Source organism: Brevibacterium sp. HMSC22B09 (assembly GCF_001806795.1).
GTDB classification, from domain to species: Bacteria; Actinomycetota; Actinomycetes; order Actinomycetales; family Brevibacteriaceae; genus Brevibacterium; species Brevibacterium ravenspurgense.
Map to the genome: position 1 here is coordinate 120,345 of NZ_KV786004.1, position 21,550 is coordinate 141,894.

Sequence of the window (21,550 nt, forward strand, 5' to 3'; positions counted from 1 at the left end):
GAGAAAAGGACACTATGCAGACTCTCACCAATCCGAGCGACTTCGCCGGCAAGCGCGTCATCGTTCGTTCTGACCTCAACGTGCCGATGGACGGCGACACCATCACCGACCCCGGCCGAATCGAGGCCTCCGCTCCGACCATCGCCTCTTTGGCCGAAGCGGGTGCTCGCGTCATCGTCATTGCGCACCTGGGCCGTCCCAAGGGCGAACCGAACCCCGAGTTCAGCCTTGGTCCGGTAGCCCCGGCACTGGCTGAGGCCATCGGCCGTCCGGTGCAGTTCGCCACGGACACCGTGGGTGAAGACGCAGCAGCCCGCGCTGGTGCGCTGGCCGACGGCGAAGTCCTGTTGTTGGAGAACCTGCGCTTCAACCCGGGCGAAACATCGAAGGACGGTGCCGAACGCGGCGCCTTCGCGGACCAGCTGGCAGCCCTGGGGGAGGCCTTCGTCTCTGACGGTTTCGGTGTTGTTCACCGCAAGCAGGCCAGCGTGTTCGACCTTCCTGCACGCCTTCCGCACTTCGCGGGTGGTCTCGTCGCCGCTGAAGTCGAAGTGAGCGAACGCCTGCTGCACGATCCCAAGCGCCCGTACGCGGTTGTCCTCGGCGGTTCGAAGGTGTCGGACAAGCTCGGCGTCATCGATTCGCTCATTGATCGCGCTGATTCGCTGCTGATCGGTGGCGGTATGGTCTTCACCTTCCTCAAAGCCCAGGGCTTCGAGGTTGGGTCTTCGCTGCTGGAAGAGGACCAGATCGACACTGTCAAGGGCTACCTCGAAAAGGCCGAAAAGGCCGGTGTTGACATCGTGCTGCCCACCGACATTGTCATGGCGGAAAAGTTCGGTGCGGACGCGCAGCATTGGGTTGCACCGGTTGACGCGCTCGAGGACACCCCGGCCGGTGCGGATGCTCTTGGCCTCGACATCGGGCCGGAATCCGCGGCGCACTTCGCTGAGATCATCAAGCAGGCCAAGACGGTCTTCTGGAACGGTCCCATGGGAGTATTCGAAATCCCGGCTTTCGCGGCCGGCACCAAGGCGGTAGCCGAGGCGCTGACCACCGCCCACGGTTCCGAGGCCGATGGCCGGCTCACAGTTGTCGGCGGGGGAGACTCCGCCGCGGCAGTGCGCTCTCTCGGCTTCTCCGATGACGACTTCGGCCACATCTCGACCGGCGGCGGTGCGAGCCTCGAATACCTCGAAGGCAAAGAACTGCCCGGACTGACAGCACTCAACTGAAAGCACAGCAATGACCCGCAAACCACTCCTGGCCGGCAACTGGAAGATGAACAACGATCATCTCGAGGCGATCGCCTCGGTCCAGAAGCTGGCATGGTCGCTGCGCGACGCGCGCTTCGACGGCTCGACCGCTGACATCGCAGTGATCCCACCGTTCACCGATATCCGTTCGGTGCAGACACTCGTCCAGGCCGACAAGGTTCCAGTGTCTTACGGGGCACAGGACCTCTCAGTTCACGACGAAGGCGCCTACACCGGCGAAATCAGCGGTCGTTTCCTCAGCCAGCTGGGCTGCGAGTACGTTGTCGTCGGCCACTCCGAGCGCCGTGCACACCACGGTGAGGACGACGCGCTCGTCGGTCAGAAGGTTCGCGCCGCGCGGCGCCACGGGCTTACGCCGATTCTGTGTGTGGGCGAACCGCAGGAAGTCCGTGCAGAGGGAAGCCACATCGAGTACACCCTGTCGCAGGTAACTGGGGCGCTTGAAGGACAGTCTGCGGACGACCTTGAAGGACTCGTCATCGCCTATGAACCCGTGTGGGCTATCGGCACTGGCGAAACCGCGACGGCTGAGGACGCCGGCACGATGGCTACGGCCGTCCGCGGGCTCTTGAGTGATTCCTATGGGGATGCATTCGCGCAGTCGGTGCGCATTCTGTACGGCGGTTCCGTCAACCAGGACAATGTCGGCGACATCATGCGCCAGGCTGATGTCGATGGTGCCCTTGTCGGAGGAGCGAGCCTCGATCCGACAGGTTTCGCCACGCTGTGCCTGAGCGCTGTACGAGCTTCGGCTGACTGATAGGATATCCGGCGTGACTATTCTGACGTGGATTCTGACAGGCGTACTCGTGCTCTCGAGCTTCATTCTTGTGCTGTTCATTCTTCTGCACAAAGGCAAGGGCGGCGGCATGTCCGACATGTTCGGCGGCGGCATGAGCGCCAACCTTGGTGCGTCCGGTGTCGCTGAAGGCAACCTCAACAGGTTCACCGCGCTCACCGCGATCGTGTGGGTTGCCGCCATTGTTCTTCTGGGACTTATCGTCCGTTTCCAGTAAGAGGGCTGATCTCTGAAGCGCCGCTGCCCGTGTGGCAGCGGCGCTTTTGTGCTGTCCGGAGGCTTTCTGCTCGGGCTTAAGTCCGAGGTGCCGCCCCGGCTGGGGGCAGAACATACCTCGGCACTGGATCTCCACCTCGTGAGTATCCCGCACATGATGAGGCAGCTGTTACTGGCACCCCGCCTCGGCAGAACTCCCAACAATGGCTGCCCACGCTTTAGCAACAGAAACTCCCGTTAGCAGTTCTTGCTAAGGCGCAGATTCCGGCTGCCGGGAGTTTCTTTGCGGCTAAGGGGTGGATTTCTTGCTAACAGGTGTTTTTGTTTGGGCTTGTTTCAACAGTCGGGCGGTGGGTCCGAGGTGCCGCCCCGGCTGGGAGCAGAACATACCTCGGCACCGGGCCTCGACCTCGGCAGCGTCCCAGCACAAGATTGAGGGCCCCGCAGCACATGGCTGGGGGGCCCTCAGTCGTTCAGGCGGAAAGCTCCGCCGTGCGTTTCAAGCTGTTGTTACAGCTTGGTGTGCTTGTCTTCGCGTCCTTCGCGACGATCAGCAGTGATCTTGCGGAATGCCTTGCGGACACGCGACTGTTCTTCGCGTTCTGCCTTCAGACGAGCGTATTCCTCGTCGATCTGCTGCTGTGTCGGTTCGTGGTCGCGCAGACCCACCTGCAGGTCTTCCGGGATCTCGTCGAGGGTGCCGGCCTTGACGCGGGCTCGGTAGACCCAGATTTCCTTCTTAGCCCTGCGCGCCAGGAAGTAGATGCCCAGGAGGTTCGGGAAGGCCATGATGAACAGCGTGGCGTCGGAAATGCCGACAACGCTTTCCAGGGTCATAGCCGAACCGATGACGACTGCGAGGATCCACACGATGTGGAAGGCGAGGACGGCAGCACGGCTCTTCTTGGTGAGGAACCCGATCGCAACCTCGCCGTAGTAGGCGTAGGACAGCACTGTCGAGAAGCCGAACAGAACGGCAGCAACGGTGACGAAGATCGGGAACCACGAGGTGACAGTGGCGAATGCCTCGGTGGTCAGGACGATGCCGTCGCCGCTGGCGTCACCCTGGTAGACACCGGTGACGGTGATGGCCAGACCGGTCAGGGTGCAGATGACGACGGAGTCGACGAACGGCTCCCACAGGGCGGTGAAGCCCTCAGTTGCGGGGTGGCGAGTCTTGACTGCTGCGTGGGCCATACCTGCGGTACCAACACCACCGACGTTCGAGAACAGAGCTCGCTGAATACCGACAATCGCGACGCCGACAATACCGCCGGTTACGCCTTCGCCTGTGAATGCGCCGGTGAAGATGGCGCCGACAGCGCCCGGCAGGTGCTGCACGTTGATGACGAGGATGATGAGGACACATGCTACGTACATGACACCCATGAGCGGGGTGATAGCCGAAGTCCACTGTGCGATGCGGCTGATGCCGCCGAGGATCACAATACCGGCGAGGATCGCCATGATGAGGCCGATGATCCACAGGCGGCCCGCGAAGAACGATTCGTCGCCGCCGGTGGCGTTCTGTACGAGCATGGCGACCTGGTTGGCCTGGAACAGGTTGCCTGCGCCGAACACGCCGACGAGGGTTGCAATGGCGTAGAAGTAGCCGAGGAAGGAACCGAAGCCGGGCATGCCCTTTTCGCGCAGACCGTTGCGCAGGTAGTACATGGGGCCGCCGATGACTTCGCCCTTGTCATCGACTTCGCGGTATTTAACACCAAGGGTTGCTTCGACCATCTTCATAGTCATGGCGAGGAAGCCGAAGATGATGATCCACAGGACAGCGCCCGGACCGCCGATCGTAATGGCGACAGCCACACCGGCGATATTGCCGAGGCCCACGGTTCCGGAGAGTTCGGTGGCAAGAGCCTGGAACGATGACACCTGGCCGGGGTCCGTCTTTCGGGTCAGGCGGCCCTGAACCACCTTGTAGGAGTACTTCAGGCCGGTAAACGGCTGGAACCGGAAGTAGACGGTCAGGAAGATAGCGCCGGCCATAAGCCAGACGACGATGAGCGGAATCTCGACGCCGCCGACACTCGGCGCGTAGAAGACCACCTTGTTGAGCCAGTCTGAGAACGGTCCCAGAATGCTCTGAATGGTCGCGTCGACGGACTCGAGTGACGAGCCCTCTTGTGCCAGGAAATCTGGTCGTGAGCCAGAGATCATAATCTCTCCGAAGTTCGGGTACATGGTCTCAGCTGTGAATTCACAGAGTCACTGTGATCCACGCCATGCATTCACCTTAGGGGAAATGCTGAGAGAATGCACAAACTCCGGTCAGGAAGGTTCTGATTCCGTTATATTTCCAGGCCCAGAGACCGGCCGAGCTGCTCCCAGCCGTCAGTCCGCAAGTGTAGGCGAATCACGGGACGTTCGGCGCGTCGGAGTGCGTCTGCGTCGCCATCGGCTTGGGCTCGGAGAAGCTGTGCAAACGTACAGTCCTTGCCCGGAACGGGAAGGTCATCTCCGACACGGTCAGCCGTGATCTGGATGAACGCACCGTTATTGCGTCCGCCCTTGTGGTACTGGCCCGTGGAGTGCAGGTACGCGGGGCCGTAGCCGAATGTTGTCACAACACCGGTCAGACGGAAAACTGCTTCGCGAAGAGCGCCGATCGCAGCAAAGCGGTCCGGGTCGACGAAAGCCTGGATGGCCAAATAGCCGTACTCGGGCACTGCGTCGGCGAGTGCGCGAACGGCACCGCTGATGCTGCGCACGCTGCCCAGTGTGTGTTCATCACCGTAGACGTCGATGTTTTCGTAGCTGAAGACCAGTTCCATGCTCTGCACAGATTCTGGATCGGCCAGCGCTGCGCGGGCAGAGACTTTAGCTGATTCGACGTCAGGCTGGTCGAAAGGGTCAACAGCCGTCGAGAAGGCCAGGAGGGCGGTTGTGAACTCCCACAGGTAGAGTGCGCCGCCCAGCGAACCCGAGACCGCGCCGAAATGACCAGACACGGGGGCTGGCGGTTCCGTGTATTCAGCGCCGCTCGAGGCCAGCACGACAGTGCTGACATCCGGGCCGGCATTCTGAATGAGTTCCGAGGCCGGATCTTCAACCGCGATCGGCAGCAGACCCCTGCCGTTTTTGCCGAGTGATTCGCCGATGAGCTGCTCAATCCACGCGCCCAGACCAACACCTGTCTGATCGGCAAGGACGAGCTTGTCAACATCGCGGGCATGCGCACTGGAAAGGAACGCTGCCAGTTCCATTGCCGGGTTGTCTTCGTCGCCAGGGAGGACAGCTGCGCACTTTGCGGCTGAATCCACCAGTGAACGCGGATCACCGCCGGCAAGAACCGCCGGCACAAGTCCAAAGGCCGTAAAGGCCGAATAGCGTCCCCCGACATCGGCGGGAGCCGTGAATACCGCGGCAAAGCGCGCAGCGTCATCGAGTTCCGAACCCGCGTCGGTGATTGCGACAAGGCGCTCAGCCGCATCGAGCCCAGCGTCGGCACAAGCCGCCTCAAAGGCAGCCAAGTGTGACCGGGTTTCGACGGTTGTGCCGGATTTCGAGGCGACAATGAGCCCCGTGTGCTTGAGATCGTCACCAAAAGCTCGGCGCACAGCGGCTGGTGCGGTGCTTGTCAGGAAGGTGAGCTCCACCTCGAGAGCTTTGGCGATAACAGCCGCACCCAGTGACGATCCGCCCATACCGGACAGGACGAAACGGTGCACGCCTCGCTTGGCGAGTTCGTGTCGCAGCTCTTCTGCGCGGGCGATCTCCGGGTGATCTGAAGCGGGCAGGTCAACCCAGCCGAGACGGTTCTCTGCGGTCTGTGCGCTGGAATCGCCCCATAGGTGCGCGTCACGCGCGGCCAGGCGCGACGCGGCGCGAGCTTCCGTGAGGATCGCGAGTTCGTGTTCGTAGGATTCAGCGGAGGCGGGGGAGAGGACGACCTTCATCGCAGGCCCTCCTCGACCGTCTGCACGAGCTCAGCCCAGCTGTCGTCGAACTTCTGCAGGCCCTCTTCTTCCAGAACCCGCATAACGTCGGCGTAGTCAATGCCCGCAGCGGCCAAAGCGTCAAGAACGCTGCTGGCTTCGGCAGCAGTGCCGGTGACGGTGTCGCCCTTGTCCTCGCCGTGGTCCGCGTAGGCGCGCAGGGTCTTCTCCGGCATTGTGTTGACCGTTCCCGGGGCCGTGAGCTCTTCAACATAGAGCGTGTCGCGGTACTCGGGGTTCTTCGTGCCGGTCGAGGCCCACAGCGGACGCTGGCGGTTGGCTCCCGCAGCTTCGAGCACAGCGAAGCGCTCCGAGCTGAACTGCTCTTCGGCAATGCGGTAGGCAGCACGGCAGTTGGCGATGCCGGCTTTGCCGCGCAACGCCATAGCCGCATCGGTGCCGATGTTCTCCAGGCGCTTGTCGACCTCGGTATCAACCCGGGATACGAAAATCGAGGCGACCGAGTAGATGGTGCCGAGGTCGTGGCCTGCTTCTCGCGCCCTTTCAAGGCCGTTGATGTAGGCCTCAACCACCCGGCGGTAGCGATCGAGCGAGAAGATCAGCGTGACATTGACGCTGATGCCCTCAGCCGTGACCGCGGTGATGGCCCGCAGGCCCTCGGGGGTTGCTGGGATTTTGATCATGACGCCGGGCCGGTCGATCATGCGGTGCAGCTTGCGCGCGCATTCAGCTGTGCCCTCGGCATCGTGAGCGAGCGTCGGCGGCACCTCAATCGACACGCGACCGTCACGACCACCCGTTGCGTCATAGACCGGCTCGAGGATGTCGCAGGCGAGCTGGACATCCCGAACGGTCAGGGCATCAACGGCATCCTCTGTCGAGGTGCCGCTGGCCTTGAGCTCGCTCAGCTGGTCTTCGTAGCCGCTTCCTTCCGCAAGTGCGGCTGCGAAGATCGTCGGGTTCGTGGTCACACCGACGACGGAGTCTTCCGCCACGGACTTCGCGAGCGAACCGGATTCGATTCGCGTGCGCGAAAGGTCGTCAAGCCAAATGGATACGCCGTTTGTGCTCAGTGCTTCAAGGCTCACTGTTCCCCCTTGGCCGCGCGGATGGATTCGCGGGCGGCGGCGACAACAGCGTCGGCGGTGATGCCGAATTCCTGGTAGAGGCGCTTGTAGTCGGCGGATGCGCCGAAGTGTTCGAGTGACACGGCTCGTCCGTCCGTTCCGAGGTAGCGGTGCCAGCTCATGGCCGAACCGGCTTCAACCGAAACGCGTGCGCGGATGTGTGATGGCAGAACGCTGTCGCGGTAGTCGGCAGGCTGTGCGTCGAACCATTCGTGGCTGGGCATCGAAACGACGCGCACTGCCGTGCCGTCGTGGCGCAGCTGCTGGGCTGCTTCGAGCGCCAGCTGCACTTCCGAACCGGTAGCCATCAGGATGACTTCAGCGTCAGCGTCGTCGGAAAGCACGTAGGCGCCCTTGGCGGTGTTCTCGGCACCTGCCAGTTCCGTGCGGTCGAACACCGGCAGGTTCTGCCGTGACAGCACGAGGCCGGATGGTCCGTCGGTGCGTTCGAGGATCTTCAGCCACGCGAACACTGTTTCGTTGGCGTCTGCGGGGCGGACAACGTCGAGCCCGGGGATGGCGCGCAGGGAGCTGAGGTGCTCAACCGGCTGGTGGGTTGGTCCGTCTTCGCCCAGGCCGATGGAGTCATGCGTCCACACGAACACGTTCGGCAGGTTCTGCAGAGCTGCCAGGCGAACGGCAGCGCGTTGGTAGTCGGAGAACACGAGGAACGTGCCGGAGTAGGGGCGGGTGGGACCGTGCAGGGCAATGCCGTTGCAGATGAGTCCCGCTGCGAACTCACGAACGCCGAAGTGCAGGTTGCGGCCGTATTCATTGCCGCTGAACATGTCGGAAGAGCGGTCTTCCGGCAGGAAGGACGGGTCGGCCTTGATGAGGGTGTTGTTCGAGCCCGCGAGGTCGGAGGATCCACCCCACAGTTCGGGCATTGCCGCACCGAGCGCCTGCAGGACCTGACCCGAGGCTGCGCGGGTGGCGATGCCCTTGTCGTCGGCGTCGAAAGTCGGCAGGGTGTCTGCAAGACCTTCGGGGAGTTCGCGAGCCTGCAGACGGTCAAACAGTTCGGCGGCTTCCGGATTGGCCGTGCGCCACTGCTGGAAGCGCTCGTCCCATTCCCGCTGTGCTTCGCGGCCGCGCTCAGCTGCCTTTCGGGTGTAGTCGAGGACCGCTGGGGCGACCGCGAACTTCTCTTCGGGGTCGAAGCCCAGCATCTTCTTAGTCTGGGCAATTTCGTCATCGCCCAGTGCGGCGCCGTGCGAAGCACCCGTGTTCTGGGCGTTCGGGGCGGGCCAGGCGATGATGGTCGACAGGCGGATGAACGACGGTCGGTCGTCTTCCTTGGCAGCTTCCACGGCGAGGTGGAGGGCGTCGAGGTCTTCGACGTAGGTGCCGTCTTCCTTGACCCAGGAGACGTGCTGGGTGTGCCAGCCGTATGCGGCGTAGCGCGCTTCGACGTCTTCTGTGAACGCAATCGAGGTGTCGTCTTCAATCGAGATGCGGTTGTCATCCCAGATTACGATGAGGTTGCTCAGGCGCTGTGTGCCGGCAAGCGACGATGCTTCGCCGGACACGCCTTCCTGTAGGTCTCCGTCACCGGCGATGACGAAGATGTTGTGGTCGAAAACGCTTTCGCCCTTCGGAGTCTCCGGGTCGAACAGGCCACGTTCCCGGCGTGCTGCCATTGCCATGCCAACAGCACTGGCAATACCCGAGCCCAGCGGGCCGGTGGTGATTTCGACACCAGCAGTGTGCCCCACCTCGGGGTGGCCGGGAGTGAGCGAACCCCACTGGCGCAGCTGCTTGATGTCGTCCAGTTCCAGCCCGTAGCCGGTGAGGAACAGCTGAACGTACTGCGTGAGGCTGGCGTGTCCGGCCGACAGAACGAAACGGTCGCGGCCCACCCAGTCCGGGTCGGCGGGGCTGTGGGTCATCGCGTATTGGTACAGGTAGTGCGCTGCCGGGGCGAGGCTCATAGCCGTACCCGGGTGGCCGTTGCCGGCGGCCTGAACGGCATCAGCGGCGAGAAGTCGAGCGGTGTTGACAGCAGCCTGATCTTCAGCAGACCAGTTCAGCGGGCTCATGCGTAGGTTCCTCCTGTTGACGTGCGTCCACACCAACTGTAACGGGCGCGCGCACCGGGTGGGAGCTGGTATTCACAGGCACAGCGGATAGAATGGGCGGACGCTGGGAAAATCCAGTGAGAATCTTCGCGTCGATTAACAGGAAGTGAATGCGTGAGCGCTCATCAGCAGCACCAAGCAGAACGTCCGCTGCAGCGTCTTCGGGATGAACAGCGACCGGCTGCTTCGGTTGAGAACCGCAGCCGCTTCATGGCTTTCGTTTCGCTCACCAAACCCCGCGTTATCGAGCTGCTGCTCGTTACGACGGCGCCGGTGATGTTCCTTGCCGAACGCGGACTGCCCAACCTGTGGCTCATCATCGCCACCCTGATCGGCGGTTCGGCGGCAGCGGCATCGGCGTCTGTTTTCAACTCGATTTTCGACCGCGATATCGATGCCCGCATGGCGCGCACCGAAACCCGTCCGCTCGTCACGGGTGAAATTTCGGTGAAGGAAGCAACGATCTTCGCCTTCACGCTGGCCATCGGCTCGATCCTGTGGATGGGCGGCTTCACCAACTGGGTTGCGGCCGGTCTGACCGCCGCCGCGATCCTCCTGTACGCCGTCTTCTACACCATGATCCTCAAGCGCCGCACCACCCAGAACATCGTCTGGGGAGGCGCCGCTGGCTGCATGCCGGTTTTCATCGGCTGGTCAGCTGTCACCGGTTCGCTCGACTGGGCTCCCGTCGCGCTGTTCCTGGTGGTGTTCTTCTGGACTCCGCCGCACTACTGGCCGCTGGCCATTAAGTACAAGGCGGACTACGAAGCTGCGGATGTTCCGATGCTTCCGAACAAGGTTCCGCCGAAGACCGTCGGCGTGCAGATGATCGGCTACACCGTGGCCATGATCGCAGCATCCCTGGCAGTTATCCCGCTGGCGCCCATGGGGCCGCTCTACGCGGTTGTCGCTCTGGGCTCCGGTGCTTGGTTCCTGTGGGAGTGCATCACCTTCCTCAAGCGCGCCAAGAAGGGTCTGAGCGGAACCCAGTTGAAGGCAATGCGCGTGTTCCACGGATCCATCACCTATCTGTCGATCCTGTTCCTGGCAGTTGCCATCGACCCGTTCCTCAACCCGTTCATCGGCTGATGTTCTGAAAGCTGAAAGAGCGGGGCCGGTGAGAATCAGTTCTCACCGGCCCCGCGTTTTTCTGTCTGCTGTTGGTGGGCTCTGCTGACGAGGATGGCGGCCGGTGTTCAGGAGACTGCTGTGAAAGCAAGGGTGCTCACGCCGCTATCCGAGTAGTGCGCTTCGCGCTGCGATCTTTGACGGACCCACTCCTGAGCCTCAGTCTTCCTCAAAACCTGCCGCGTGCAGTGATGCGTAGAGGCCGCCAGAGGCAATGAGTTCGGCATGCGATCCCTGTTCGACAATCCGACCTTTGTTCATGACGACGATGACATCGGCATTGCGGATGGTCGACAGACGGTGGGCGATGACGAAGCTCGTCCGTCCGGCCTGCAGGCGGTTCATAGCCTCCTGCACGAGCACCTCTGTTCGGGTGTCGACGTTCGAGGTCGCCTCGTCGAGGATGAGGATCGTCGGCTCGGAGGCGAAGGCGCGCGCAATCGTGATGAGCTGGCGCTCACCGGCCGATATGTTGTCCGCCGTCTCCGTGATGACAGAGTCCAGCCCGTCGGGGAGGTGCTTGGCGAAGCGATCGACATAGGCGGCCTCGGCCGCAGCCTCGATGGCCTGCCGGTCGGCGTTCTCGTTGCCGTATGCGATGTTGTCCCGAATGCTTCCCTCGAACAGCCAGGTGTCCTGCAGGACCATTCCGATCGGCCGGCGCAGATCCGTCCGGCTCATATCGCGCACATCCCGGCCGTCGATGCGGATGGCTCCGGAGTCGACGTCGTAGAAGCGCATGAGCAGGTTGACGACCGTCGTCTTGCCTGCGCCGGTGGGCCCCACGACGGCGATCGTCTGGCCCGGCTCGGCGGTGAGGGAGAGGCCCTTGATGAGCTTCGCCTCGGGATCATAGGAGAAGTCGACCTCATCGAACTCGACCCGACCGGCGGTCGGGGAGAACGGCTCGGCATCGGCGTTCGGGGTCTCCTCGGGTGCGTCGAGCAGCTCGTAGACGCGTTCGGCGCTGGCGGCCGCCGACTGCAGCCGCGAGGCCATGCCGCCCAGCTGCCCGAAGGTCTGGGAGAACTGGCGGGAGTACCAGACGAACGCCTGCACGACGCCGAGCGTGAGGGCCCCTCCGGCCACGAGGGCCGCGCCGAGGATGGCAGTGGCCACGAAGACGAGGTTCGACACGAAGAGCATCGCCGGCATCATCGAGCCCGACAGGATCTGGGCGCGCACACTGGAGGAGTAGACGTCCGCGTTCATCTTCTCGAACTCCTCGCGGGCAGTCGGAAGGCCGCCGTGGACGCGCAGCAGCGACAGGCCGGAGATCGACTCCTCGACATGCGCGTTGAGCTCGCCGGTCGTGGTCCACTGCTTCTTGAACTGCCTCTGGCTGGGCACGCCGACTAGGGCGAAGATGATCGCCGTCAGCGGGATCGCGGCAATCGCGACGAGCGCCAGCTGCCAGGACAGGGTGAACATGACGGCGAGCACGCCGACGAAGGTGATGACGCTCGTGATGATCTGCTGCAGGTTCTCATTGGCGACCTGCGTGAGATTGTCGAGGTCGTTGTTGAGCCTGGAGAGGACATCGCCGCGGCGCTGGCGGTCCGAGTACGACAGGGGCACGCGGTGGAGCTTCGCCTCGACGCGCGTGCGCATGCCGCTCATGACGGTGTTGACCACGCCGATGCTCACGCGCCCGCCGATGTAGGTGAACAGCGACGACAGCGCGTAGACGGCCACGCCCAGCATGACGAGCCGGCCGATGAGGCCGAAGTCCATGCCGGCGCCGGGCACGACGTCCATCGTGTCGAGGACGGCCGCGAGATCGGACTGCCCGCCGGCCTGGAGCTCCGCGGCGGCCTCCGCCGTCGACTGTCCGGGCGAGGTCTTCGACGACAGATAGCCGGCGAACACGGCGTCGGTCGCCAGGCCGAAGACATACGGCGCGGCGATCGTGAGCACCGTTCCGATGAACAGCGTGATGACGGTGATGACCATCTGGCCGCGGTGGGCGCCGAATTCGCCGATCACGCGGCGGACGGTCTTCCAGAAGTGCGTCGACTTCTCGTTCGGCGGACGCTCATCGCTCATGGCTGACTCCCGTCTGCGATTCGACGATCTCGCGGTAGACCTCGGAGGACTCGACGAGCTCGCTGTGCGTGCCCACCGCGACTGCGCGGCCGGCGTCGAGGACGACGATCTGATCGGCCTTCTCAGCTGTGGAGCAGCGCTGTGTGACGACGACCTGCGTGCGTTCCCCGGGCGCGTCGATTCTGGAGCGCACTGCGGCCTCCGTGGTCGTGTCGAGGGCGGAGAACGAATCGTCGAACATGAGGATCGGGCTTGTGCGGACGAGCGCCATGGCGATCGCCAGGCGCTGCCGCTGTCCGCCCGAGAGGTTGGTGCCGCCCTGGTTCACGGTGAACTCCGTCTGGCCGTCGAGCCGCTCGACGTACTCCCACGCCTGCGCGGTCTGCAGGGCCTCGCGGATCTCGGCGTCCGAGGCGGTCGGATTGCCCTTGCGCAGATTTCCTGCGATCGTGTCGGCGAAGACCTGCGGCTTCTGCGGCACATAGCCGAACTGGGCGCTGCGGGTATCAGCAGTGAGATCGCCAGCCGGCACGCCCCCGATGCGAACTGAGCCGCTCGTCGGCTCGAGCAGGCCGACGATGAGCTGCATGAGCACCGTCTTGCCGGAGCCCGTCGCGCCGATGACGGCGGTCGTGGTTCCCGGTGCAGCGGAGAAGGACACGTCGGAGACGACGGGCGCCTCGGCCCCGGGGAAGCAGAAGGTGACGCCGGCGAGCTCGAGGGCGCCCGGGGCGGGCAACTCGTCGACGTCGCCGGAGCGCGTCTGCGCCGGCTCCGTCTTGAGCACGTTCCAGATGCGGCCGGCCGCGACTTCGGCGCGCGGCAGCATCATGGCCAAGAACGAGGCCATCATGACGCCCATGAGGATGAGCATGAGGTACTGCGTGAACGCCATGAGCGTGCCGACCTGCGTATCGCCCGATTCGACGCCGAGGGCGCCGAACCAGATGATCGCCATCTCGCCGAGTCCGACGACGAGCATGATGAGCGGAAAGAGCGTCACGAAGTACTTGCCGACGGTCATATAGGCATCCGTCATCGACCTGTTGACCTCGGCGTAGCGCTGCTTTTCGCGGTCCTCCTTCACGAAGGCCCGGATGACGCGCAGGCCGGACAGCTGCTGAGCCAGAACCGAGCCCATGGCGTCCAGCCGCTCCTGCATGGCGCGGAAGCTCGGCACCATGCCGCGGATGGCCCACACCATGACGATGACGAGCAGCCCGACTGTCACGAGAACGGTCCAGGACAGCTTGACGTCCTGGGTCATCGCCATGATGAGTCCGCCGGCGGCCGTGAACGGGGCCATGATCGTGATCGACATGGCCATGGTGAGGAACTGCTGGACCTGGCGGACGTCATTCGTCGAGCGGGTCACGAGGCTGGAGGAGCTGAACTCCGCCAGCTCCTGGAATCCGAAGGACGAGACCTTGTCGAAGAACGCCGAGCGGATCCGCTGCGCTCCCTTGAGCGAGGCGTAGGCGCCGCAGGCGATCGCGAGGACGTTGGCGATGACCTGCCCAAAGGTGACGGCGAGCATGATGCCTCCCAGGCGCCACACCTCGGCGGTGTTGCCCACGGCGATGCCGTCGTCGACGACCCGCGCGTTGAGCGCCGGCAGCGCAAGGGATGCGGCGATCTGCAGGGCCTCAAAAAAGAGCAGGCCCAACAGCGCAGGCCAAAGGGGCAGGACGAACCTGCGGAAAAGACGCAGAAGCATGCGTCAAGCTCGGCTGTCAGCTGGTTCGAGAATATCGTCGGCGGGGTGCGCTGGAGCGGCCTTCCACGAATAGTTGGACATGATGGCGAAGACCGCGGCCATAATGACCAGCGTCAGCCCGAACATGTGAACGAGCACAATGCCAATCGGCAGGCCGGTGAAGTACTGCACGTAGCCGATCAGGCCCTGAAGCACTGTGACGACCAGCAGGAAGTCGATGGCGCGAGCCTGGGGGACTGCTCCTTCTTTTGCCGCGATAACGCGAGTCCACACCGCGGTGATCACCATGAGCCACACCGGGAATGCGTGGAAGCGCGCCATCCATACGGTGGGCAGACCGTTGCGGGCGGATTCGCGGTCGCCCGCGTGCGGGCCGGCTCCGGTGGTGAGAACACCGAATACAAGGACAACGACGAGCAGAGCAGCAATAACCCACATGAGCTTGCGCAGCTTCTGCGGGCCAACAGGGCGGCGCGGACCGGGTCCGGAATACACACGCACAATCAGGTACGCGGCGACCGCGACCGATGCGGCCGATGGAATGAAATGGCTGGCGACAACCCAGGGGTTGAGTTTGCTCAGCACTGACAGACCGCCGATGACAGCCTGGACCGGCACAACCATGAGGAGTGCAAATGTCGACCACGCAAGTTCGGGCCGTTCGCGCCGCCACGGCCAGACCACGATGAGCGCAGCCAGGCAGATGAGGCCCAGAACAACACCCAGGACGCGGTTGCCGAACTCAATGAAGCCGTGAATGCCCATCTCCGGGGTGTTGGTGAGCGATCCGGGTTCGCACATGGGCCAGTCGGAGCATCCCAAACCGGAGCCTGTCAGGCGCACAGCGGTCGAGGTGACGATGATGCTCACCTGCGCGATGAGAACAACCCATGCAGCGACGCGAATGCGGCGGGGGAGAGTCGTGGTGTTGTGCGGTTGGGCCGCGGAAAGATCAGAGGCGGAGGTCGACATAGGGCCTATTCTCTCACCTGTCGTCGAAAGAGAACCAACGGCGAGCCGCTGCCGCTGCAATGACCGCCCAGACAGTGAGGACGAGCAGGCTCATCCAATCGAAGCGGCCGTCGATGATTGCTCTGCGCAGAGCAGAGCCCAACGCCCCAGACGGCAGGAAGCCGACGATTGCACCCCACGCGCCCCCGTGATCGATGAGCAGTCCGCCCCCGCCTGCCATGGCGGCCCACAGAAGGTTCGCAAAGGCGAGCACCGCCTCGGGCCTCATGGTGCCCGCCATGAGTAGACCCAAGCCGACGAAGGCCGCTGTGCCCAAGACAGCGCTGATGACAACGGCTGCGATGTTGACGTTGGCGTCCAGACCGAGAAATGCCGCGCAGGCAAAGGCGAGTGCGTACTGGACGACGGTCACGCCGAGTACTGCGATGATCTTGCCTGCCACGAGTCCACTTGCGCCCAGCGGGGTGGTGGCGGTGTGGCGCAGAACCCCGTAGCGGCGCTCAAAAGCAGTTGCGATCGCCTGACCCGTGAAGGCGTTGGAGGCAATCGACACACCGAGCACGCCTGCCAGCGCGACAGCCGTGTGGTTGCTGCCGGTGTAGCCGAAGACTTCGAGTATGTCTGTCAGTGACAGGGTGAACAGAATGGCCAGGGGCAGCACGATCGACAGGATGAGCTGTTCGCCATTGCCCAGGATTGCCTTGGCCTCAAACGCTGCCCGAGCTGCTATCCGGCGAAAAGCCGGTGCGGGCTGCTGGTGGAGCTCGTTGGACTGTGTGTCGGGTGTGTGCGCGCTCACCGCAGGCTCCTTCCCGTCAGCTGGAGGAAGACATCCCCCAGGTCACCGGAGCTCATGGACAGGCCGGTCAGCTCTGCTCCGCTGGCTGCGATCTCCGCGGTGATCTGGCTGAGGTCATCGGCGCTGAAGGTGCCGGCTGAGTTCATAGCCGTTGCCGAGGTGGGGCTCAAGCCCCAGCGGGACCGCAGCTTTTCGCTGAGCTCGCTTGGGGGAGCGTCCGCGAAGGTCAGGCGCAGGGCCGACGCACGACCGGCGGTGAGTTCCGATGGTGTTCCCTCGGCGATGATCTGTCCGTGGTCGACGATGTGGACGTTGTCGGCGAGCTCTTGCGCGTCGGACATGTTGTGGGTGGTCAAAACGACAGCGGTTCCACTGTCGGCGAGGCTGCTGACGATTTCCTTGACTGCCAGGGATGCCTGCGGGTCGAGTCCCGCCGTCGGTTCGTCGAGGAACACCAGGCTGGGCCTGCCGATGAGTGCTGCGGCCAGGCCCACTCGCTGTTTCTGTCCGCCGGAGAGCCGACGGATGGACCTGTCGGCGAAAGAGCGGATTCCAAGCTGATCCATGAGCTCGTTCGGGTCAGCAGGATCTGCGTACATGTGAGCCAGGTGTTTGAGGATCGCCGGCGGCTTTGCGGCCATCGGCAGCCCACCATCCTGCAGCATGACCCCGATCATGGCTCTGGCCTGAGTCTCCAGAGGGCTGAGGCCGAAGACTTTAACGGTTCCGGACTGCGGGCGAAGAAGGCCCGTGCACAGTGAGATGAGTGTGGACTTGCCGGCCCCGTTGGGGCCCAGAACCGCGGTCGTCATACCCGGTTCAACAGAAAGCGAAATTCCGTCGACGGCAGGGCTGCGGCCGTAGGAATATCGCACGTTGCGGACTTGGAGAGCTGTCACAGGTGCCAACTGTAGCCGGCGCGCCGATCGATCCGGGAGGATGCCCCCGCCCAGCGGTTGTGGAACAATTTAGGGCACATTAATGTTATTGAATGGTGATGAGGCGAAAAGCCTCGCAAATCAACACTACAAGGCAGGTTATGTCTCAGCAGAGTTCGCAGGCTGTGCTGCGCACCCGTGCGCGGGTGCTGCAGGCGGTGTTGGACCACGGTCCGATCACCGCTGCCAGTATCGCCCGCCAGCTCGATCTGACCGCCGCTGCCATCAGGCGGCACCTCGACGCTCTGACAGACGAAGGGGCAATCGAGGTACGCGAACTCGCCGGTGCGAAGACCGGTCGGGGACGGCCGGCACGGCACTACGTGGTCTCGACCGCGGGGCACAGCAGGATCAGCCACTCCTATGACGAGCTGACCGTGGAAGCACTCGAATTCCTCGAAGATAAGCTGGGGGAGGGCGCGATCGAAGAGTTCGCCAGGCAGCGAATCGGCGAACTCATGGAGCGTGTCGAAGCGCGCGTCGGCCGGCGATCGGCAACCGTGGCGGGACGCTCACGCGATCTCGCCGCAGCGCTGGACGACGAAGGCTACGCGGCATCGGCCATTCCGGTGGCGGTGGGAACACCGCTGGAGGCCATGCAGCTGTGCCAAGGGCACTGCCCCATACACAAAGCTGCCGCAAGGTATCCGCAGTTCTGCGAAGCAGAGCTCGATGCCTTCTCTGAATTTCTGGGCGTAGACATCAGGCGCCTGTCGACGCTCGCGGCCGGCGGCCACGTGTGCAACACACACGTGCCGACCTCGGACGTCAACAGACCGCTGATCGATGCGCCGGATCAAAACCAAGGAGGAGCAAGGTGACTGACACCACTGAATCCAACTGGATTCTGGAAGCCAATCCCGAACTGAAGGACATCGGGAACGCCTACGAATACGGCTGGCGAGATTCTGATGAAGCAGGCGCCAATGCTCAGCGCGGGCTCAATGAGGATGTCGTCCGCAACATTTCGAAGCTGAAGGACGAGCCCGAATGGATGCTGCAGCGCCGCCTGCGCGCGCTCGAGCTCTTTGAGAAGAAGCCGCTGCCGCAGTGGGGCCCGGACCTGGGCGACATCGACTTCGACAGCATCAAGTACTTTGTGCGCTCCACCGAGGAGCAGGCGCAGACGTGGGACGACCTGCCGGAGGACATCAAGAACACCTACGATCGCCTGGGAATCCCTGAGGCTGAAAAGCAGCGCCTGGTCGCAGGTGTTGCCGCCCAGTACGAATCCGAGGTCGTGTACCACAAGATCAACGAAGAGCTGGAACGCCAGGGCGTCATCTTCGTTGACACGGACACCGGTCTGCGGGACTACCCGGAGATCTTCGAAGAGTACTTCGGCACCGTCATCCCGTCTGGTGACAACAAGTTCTCCGCGCTCAACACCGCGGTGTGGTCCGGCGGTTCGTTCGTCTACGTCCCCAAGGGCGTTCACGTCGAAATTCCGCTGCAGGCCTACTTCCGCATCAACACCGAGAACATGGGCCAGTTCGAGCGCACGCTCATCATCGCCGACGAAGGTTCGTCGGTGCACTACGTCGAAGGCTGCACCGCTCCGATCTACAAGTCAGACTCGCTGCACTCGGCGGTCGTCGAAATCGTCGCCAAGAAAGGCGCAAAGGTTCGCTACACGACCGTCCAGAACTGGTCGAACAACGTGTACAACCTCGTGACCAAGCGCGCGATCGCCGAAGAGGGCGCCACCATGGAGTGGATCGACGGCAACATCGGTTCGAAGGTCACCATGAAGTACCCGGCCATCTGGCTGACCGGTGAGCACGCTCGCGGTGAAACCCTGTCGGTTGCCTTCGCCGGCTCCGGTCAGGATCAGGACACCGGTTCGAAGATGGTGCACGCCGCTCCGAACACGTCCTCGAACATCGTTGCGAAGTCCGTTGCCCGCGGCGGCGGCCGTTCCGCATACCGCGGACTCGTGCACGTCTACCCGAACGCGTCCGGTTCGGCCAACAACGTGCTGTGTGACGCCCTGCTGGTGGACAACCATTCGCGTTCGGACACGTACCCGTACATCGACATCCGCAACGACGATGTCACGCTGGGCCACGAGGCAACCGTGTCGAAGGTGTCGGCAGACCAGCTGTTCTACCTCATGAGCCGCGGCCTGGACGAAACCGAGGCCTACGCCATGATCGTCCGCGGCTTCGTCGAGCCCATTGCGCGCGAACTGCCGATGGAATACGCACTCGAACTCAACCGCCTTATCGAACTTCAGATGGAAGGCGCGGTCGGCTGATCACCTCAGCGAAGACCACGCCGACTGTCAAAGGAGAGAAATGACCCAGACCTCGAGCAGCACCGCTTCCAAGCAGGTGCCTGCCACCACTCGTTCGCAGCGTACGCGCAGCTTCGACATTGCCGATTTCCCGGCGGTAACCGGCCGGGAAGAAGAATGGCGCTTCAGCCCGGTCAAGAAGCTTGACGCGCTTCTTCAGAACCAGTCCGGAAGCGGTTCGCTGGGCCGTGAAGAGACGTTGCCCGAAGGCGTCACCGTCGAGAGGATCACGCTGGAGCGTGCTCGTGAACTCGGCGCCGTGGCACCGGAAGACCTCCCGGCTGTCGTTGCCGCAAACCAGGCTGAAGCCGTCACCCACTACTCGGTGGAAGCCGGCGCTGAAATCAGCGAACCTGTTCGCATCGACCTCACGGGTGAAGGCGGCCTCGTCCACGGCCACACCCTCGTGACCGTCGGCGACAATGCCCACGTCGACTTCATCGTCACCCACAAGGGCGCTGTCGACTACAGCGAGCTCATCACGACCGTTGTGGGCGACGGCGCAAACGTCGACTTCATCGAACTGCAGCTGTGGGACGACACCGCCCTGCACGCCGCGCAGCACGATGCTGTCGTCGGCAAGGACGCGTACTTCAAGCACGTGCAGATCACGCTCGGCGGAAAGATCGTGCGTCTGAACACCAACGTCCGCTACTCCGCACCCGGCGGGGAAGCCGAAATGTACGGCCTGTACTTTGCCGATGCCGGACAGCACTTCGAACACCGCACCTACGTGGACCACAACACCCCGAAGGCCGTGTCGAACGTGCTCTACAAGGGCGCCCTCTACGGCAAGGACGCGCGCACCGTCTGGATTGGCGATGTGCTCATCCGCCCCGAGGCCCTTGGCATCGACACCTACGAAATGAACCGCAACCTGCTGCTGAGCAAGGGTGCACGCGCCGACTCGGTTCCGAACCTGGAAATCGAAACCGGCGAAATCGAAGGTGCCGGTCACGCATCGTCGACCGGACAGTTCGACGAAGAGCACCTGTTCTACCTCATGAGCCGCGGCATTCCCGAAGACGAAGCACGCCGCCTTGTGGTGCGCGGCTTCTTCAACGAAATCATCCAGAAGATCGAAAACGAGGAAGTCGAAGACGTCCTCAACCAGAAGATCGAAGAAGAGCTCGCCCGGAGCATGGCCGAATGAGCGGCAAGCCGGCACTGAAATCGGACGAGCTCGCAGTCGGCACCGCCGTCCGCGTGGTGATCGACGACGTCGAAGTGTGCATTGCGCGCACGGAAGACGGTGCGGTCCACGCCGTCAACGACGTCTGCACGCACGGCGAAGTATCGCTTGCCGAAGGCGAAGTCTCGGGCTGTTCGATCGAATGCTGGCTGCACGGCTCGGCCTTCGACCTCACAACGGGCGAGCCGCAGTCACCGCCGGCTTTTGAGCCAGTCGCCGTCTACGCCGCCGAAGAGCGCGACGGCACGATCTTCGTAGACATAAACTCGACGCACTGAAAGCAGGAAACATGTCCATTCTCTCTATCCGCGACCTCCACGTCAGCGTAGAAACCGACGAAGGCCCCAAGGAGATCCTCAAGGGCCTGTCTCTCGACATCAACTCGAAGAAGACCCACACCGTTATGGGCCCCAACGGCTCGGGTAAGTCGACCCTGGCCTACGCTCTGGCTGGCCACCCCGCCTACACCATCACCTCGGGCACGATTGAGCTCGACGGTGAAGACATCACCGAAATGGAAGCCGACGAACGCGCCAAGGCCGGCCTGTTCCTCGCAATGCAGTACCCCGTGGAAGTTCCCGGCGTGACCGTCACAAACTTCCTGCGCTCGGCCAAGACCGCCATCGACGGCGAGGCGCCGAAGCTGCGCACCTGGTCGAAGGAACTGGGCGAAGCAATGGAGAAGCTGCGCGTTGACCCGGCGTTTGCCACCCGCAACGTCAACGAAGGATTCTCCGGCGGTGAAAAGAAGCGCCATGAAATCCTCCAGATGGAGCTGCTCAAGCCGCGTTTTGCGATCCTCGACGAAACCGACTCCGGTCTGGACGTCGACGCCCTGCGCATCGTGTCCGAAGGCGTTAACCGCGCCAAGGAGAACACGGACGTCGGCATCCTGCTCATCACCCACTACACGCGCATCCTGCAGTACATCAAGCCGGACTTCGTGCATGTGATCGTCGACGGCAAGATCGTCGAAGAGGGTGGCCCGGAACTGGCCGAGCGTCTGGAGAACGAAGGCTACGACCGCTTCTTCCAGAACGCCTGATCCAAC

18 protein-coding genes are annotated in these 21,550 nt (G+C 63.2%); 9 read left to right on the forward strand and 9 right to left on the reverse strand.

All coding sequences use genetic code 11. The features are described 5' to 3' along the window. The first annotated feature begins 14 nt into the window (after positions 1 to 14). Genes pgk through secG form a run of 3 tightly spaced genes read left to right on the forward strand, consistent with a single transcriptional unit; the run spans position 15 to position 2,293 of the window. The gene (pgk, locus tag HMPREF3087_RS02825; protein WP_070427974.1) at positions 15 to 1,235 is read left to right on the forward strand and encodes a phosphoglycerate kinase; all 1,221 of its coding nucleotides are present in this window, start codon (positions 15 to 17) and stop codon (positions 1,233 to 1,235) included. A gap of 10 nt (positions 1,236 to 1,245) precedes the next feature. Continuing rightward, on the forward strand, positions 1,246 to 2,037 hold the full coding sequence (gene tpiA / locus HMPREF3087_RS02830) for a triose-phosphate isomerase (RefSeq protein ID WP_070427975.1): 792 nt from the start codon (positions 1,246 to 1,248) through the stop codon (positions 2,035 to 2,037). 13 nt (positions 2,038 to 2,050) lie between these two features. After that, positions 2,051 to 2,293 carry a preprotein translocase subunit SecG gene (secG, locus tag HMPREF3087_RS02835; RefSeq protein WP_082784752.1) on the forward strand — a complete coding sequence of 81 codons (243 nt, stop codon included), beginning with the start codon at positions 2,051 to 2,053 and terminating at the stop codon, positions 2,291 to 2,293. A 509-nt stretch (positions 2,294 to 2,802) separates the two neighbouring features. On the opposite strand, the gene HMPREF3087_RS02840 is transcribed toward secG, so the two are convergent. The 4 genes from HMPREF3087_RS02840 to tkt all read right to left on the reverse strand — a co-directional run bounded on the left by HMPREF3087_RS02840 (position 2,803) and on the right by tkt (position 9,372). Then, entirely contained in the window at positions 2,803 to 4,467 is a 1,665-nt protein-coding gene (locus HMPREF3087_RS02840) for an alanine/glycine:cation symporter family protein (RefSeq protein ID WP_256173019.1), read from the reverse strand. A 131-nt stretch (positions 4,468 to 4,598) separates the two neighbouring features. After that, positions 4,599 to 6,206 carry a hypothetical protein gene (locus HMPREF3087_RS02845; protein ID WP_070427977.1) on the reverse strand — a complete coding sequence of 536 codons (1,608 nt, stop codon included), beginning with the start codon at positions 6,204 to 6,206 and terminating at the stop codon, positions 4,599 to 4,601. Beyond that, positions 6,203 to 7,294 (reverse strand): transaldolase, encoded by a 1,092-nt coding sequence (gene tal / locus HMPREF3087_RS02850; protein ID WP_083271996.1) that lies wholly within the window; start codon positions 7,292 to 7,294, stop codon positions 6,203 to 6,205. The genes HMPREF3087_RS02845 and tal overlap by 4 nt, the downstream gene beginning before the upstream one ends. Further along, positions 7,291 to 9,372, reverse strand: coding sequence for a transketolase (tkt, locus tag HMPREF3087_RS02855; RefSeq protein WP_070427979.1), 2,082 nt, complete (start codon positions 9,370 to 9,372; stop codon positions 7,291 to 7,293). The genes tal and tkt overlap by 4 nt, the downstream gene beginning before the upstream one ends. Before the next feature lie 153 nt (positions 9,373 to 9,525). On the opposite strand from tkt, the gene HMPREF3087_RS02860 reads away from it, so the two are divergent. Then, complete coding sequence (locus tag HMPREF3087_RS02860) at positions 9,526 to 10,500, forward strand: heme o synthase (RefSeq protein ID WP_019175062.1); 975 nt, start codon at positions 9,526 to 9,528, stop codon at positions 10,498 to 10,500. Between the two features lie 198 nt (positions 10,501 to 10,698). On the opposite strand, the gene HMPREF3087_RS02865 is transcribed toward HMPREF3087_RS02860, so the two are convergent. The 5 genes from HMPREF3087_RS02865 to HMPREF3087_RS02885 are packed head-to-tail and all read right to left on the reverse strand — an operon-like array spanning position 10,699 to position 16,972. Further along, on the reverse strand, positions 10,699 to 12,585 hold the full coding sequence (locus tag HMPREF3087_RS02865) for an ABC transporter ATP-binding protein (protein WP_070427980.1): 1,887 nt from the start codon (positions 12,583 to 12,585) through the stop codon (positions 10,699 to 10,701). Further along, the gene (locus HMPREF3087_RS02870) at positions 12,575 to 14,302 is read right to left on the reverse strand and encodes an ABC transporter ATP-binding protein (RefSeq protein ID WP_070427981.1); all 1,728 of its coding nucleotides are present in this window, start codon (positions 14,300 to 14,302) and stop codon (positions 12,575 to 12,577) included. The genes HMPREF3087_RS02865 and HMPREF3087_RS02870 overlap by 11 nt, the downstream gene beginning before the upstream one ends. A gap of 3 nt (positions 14,303 to 14,305) precedes the next feature. Next, positions 14,306 to 15,274, reverse strand: coding sequence for a COX15/CtaA family protein (locus HMPREF3087_RS02875; RefSeq protein ID WP_070427982.1), 969 nt, complete (start codon positions 15,272 to 15,274; stop codon positions 14,306 to 14,308). A 13-nt stretch (positions 15,275 to 15,287) separates the two neighbouring features. Further along, positions 15,288 to 16,073, reverse strand: a complete 786-nt coding sequence (locus HMPREF3087_RS02880; RefSeq protein WP_070427983.1) for an ABC transporter permease — start codon at positions 16,071 to 16,073, stop codon at positions 15,288 to 15,290. Continuing rightward, positions 16,070 to 16,972, reverse strand: coding sequence for an ABC transporter ATP-binding protein (locus tag HMPREF3087_RS02885; RefSeq protein ID WP_256173020.1), 903 nt, complete (start codon positions 16,970 to 16,972; stop codon positions 16,070 to 16,072). The genes HMPREF3087_RS02880 and HMPREF3087_RS02885 overlap by 4 nt, the downstream gene beginning before the upstream one ends. 140 nt (positions 16,973 to 17,112) lie before the next feature. Here HMPREF3087_RS02885 and HMPREF3087_RS02890 point away from each other — a divergent pair, with 140 nt between their 5' ends. Genes HMPREF3087_RS02890 through sufC form a run of 5 tightly spaced genes read left to right on the forward strand, consistent with a single transcriptional unit; the run spans position 17,113 to position 21,544 of the window. Beyond that, on the forward strand, positions 17,113 to 17,832 hold the full coding sequence (locus HMPREF3087_RS02890; RefSeq protein WP_062021300.1) for a helix-turn-helix transcriptional regulator: 720 nt from the start codon (positions 17,113 to 17,115) through the stop codon (positions 17,830 to 17,832). Further along, positions 17,829 to 19,268, forward strand: a complete 1,440-nt coding sequence (sufB, locus tag HMPREF3087_RS02895; RefSeq protein ID WP_280512873.1) for a Fe-S cluster assembly protein SufB — start codon at positions 17,829 to 17,831, stop codon at positions 19,266 to 19,268. Before HMPREF3087_RS02890 ends, sufB begins: the two co-directional genes overlap by 4 nt. 40 nt (positions 19,269 to 19,308) lie before the next feature. Beyond that, a complete protein-coding gene (gene sufD / locus HMPREF3087_RS02900; protein ID WP_070427985.1) occupies positions 19,309 to 20,460 on the forward strand; it encodes a Fe-S cluster assembly protein SufD in 1,152 nt (383 codons plus the stop codon). After that, positions 20,457 to 20,777 carry a Rieske (2Fe-2S) protein gene (locus tag HMPREF3087_RS02905; RefSeq protein ID WP_019175053.1) on the forward strand — a complete coding sequence of 107 codons (321 nt, stop codon included), beginning with the start codon at positions 20,457 to 20,459 and terminating at the stop codon, positions 20,775 to 20,777. Before sufD ends, HMPREF3087_RS02905 begins: the two co-directional genes overlap by 4 nt. A gap of 11 nt (positions 20,778 to 20,788) precedes the next feature. After that, entirely contained in the window at positions 20,789 to 21,544 is a 756-nt protein-coding gene (gene sufC, locus HMPREF3087_RS02910) for a Fe-S cluster assembly ATPase SufC (protein WP_061942908.1), read from the forward strand. The last annotated feature ends 6 nt before the right edge of the window (positions 21,545 to 21,550 follow it).

Excerpts from the sequence above, each read along its gene's own strand:
- HMPREF3087_RS02905 (WP_019175053.1), top strand. The coding sequence starts at position 20,457 with ATGAGCGGCAAGCCGGCACTGAAATCGGACGAGCTCGCAGTCGGCACC.
- HMPREF3087_RS02840 (WP_256173019.1), bottom strand. The coding sequence starts at position 4,467 with ATGATCTCTGGCTCACGACCAGATTTCCTGGCACAAGAGGGCTCGTCA.
- HMPREF3087_RS02865 (WP_070427980.1), bottom strand. The coding sequence starts at position 12,585 with ATGAGCGATGAGCGTCCGCCGAACGAGAAGTCGACGCACTTCTGGAAG.
- sufC (WP_061942908.1), top strand. The coding sequence starts at position 20,789 with ATGTCCATTCTCTCTATCCGCGACCTCCACGTCAGCGTAGAAACCGAC.
- HMPREF3087_RS02890 (WP_062021300.1), top strand. The coding sequence starts at position 17,113 with ATGTCTCAGCAGAGTTCGCAGGCTGTGCTGCGCACCCGTGCGCGGGTG.
- sufD (WP_070427985.1), top strand. The coding sequence starts at position 19,309 with ATGACCCAGACCTCGAGCAGCACCGCTTCCAAGCAGGTGCCTGCCACC.
- HMPREF3087_RS02845 (WP_070427977.1), bottom strand. The coding sequence starts at position 6,206 with ATGAAGGTCGTCCTCTCCCCCGCCTCCGCTGAATCCTACGAACACGAA.
- HMPREF3087_RS02875 (WP_070427982.1), bottom strand. The coding sequence starts at position 15,274 with ATGTCGACCTCCGCCTCTGATCTTTCCGCGGCCCAACCGCACAACACC.
- tpiA (WP_070427975.1), top strand. The coding sequence starts at position 1,246 with ATGACCCGCAAACCACTCCTGGCCGGCAACTGGAAGATGAACAACGAT.
- HMPREF3087_RS02870 (WP_070427981.1), bottom strand. The coding sequence starts at position 14,302 with ATGCTTCTGCGTCTTTTCCGCAGGTTCGTCCTGCCCCTTTGGCCTGCG.
- tkt (WP_070427979.1), bottom strand. The coding sequence starts at position 9,372 with ATGAGCCCGCTGAACTGGTCTGCTGAAGATCAGGCTGCTGTCAACACC.
- pgk (WP_070427974.1), top strand. The coding sequence starts at position 15 with ATGCAGACTCTCACCAATCCGAGCGACTTCGCCGGCAAGCGCGTCATC.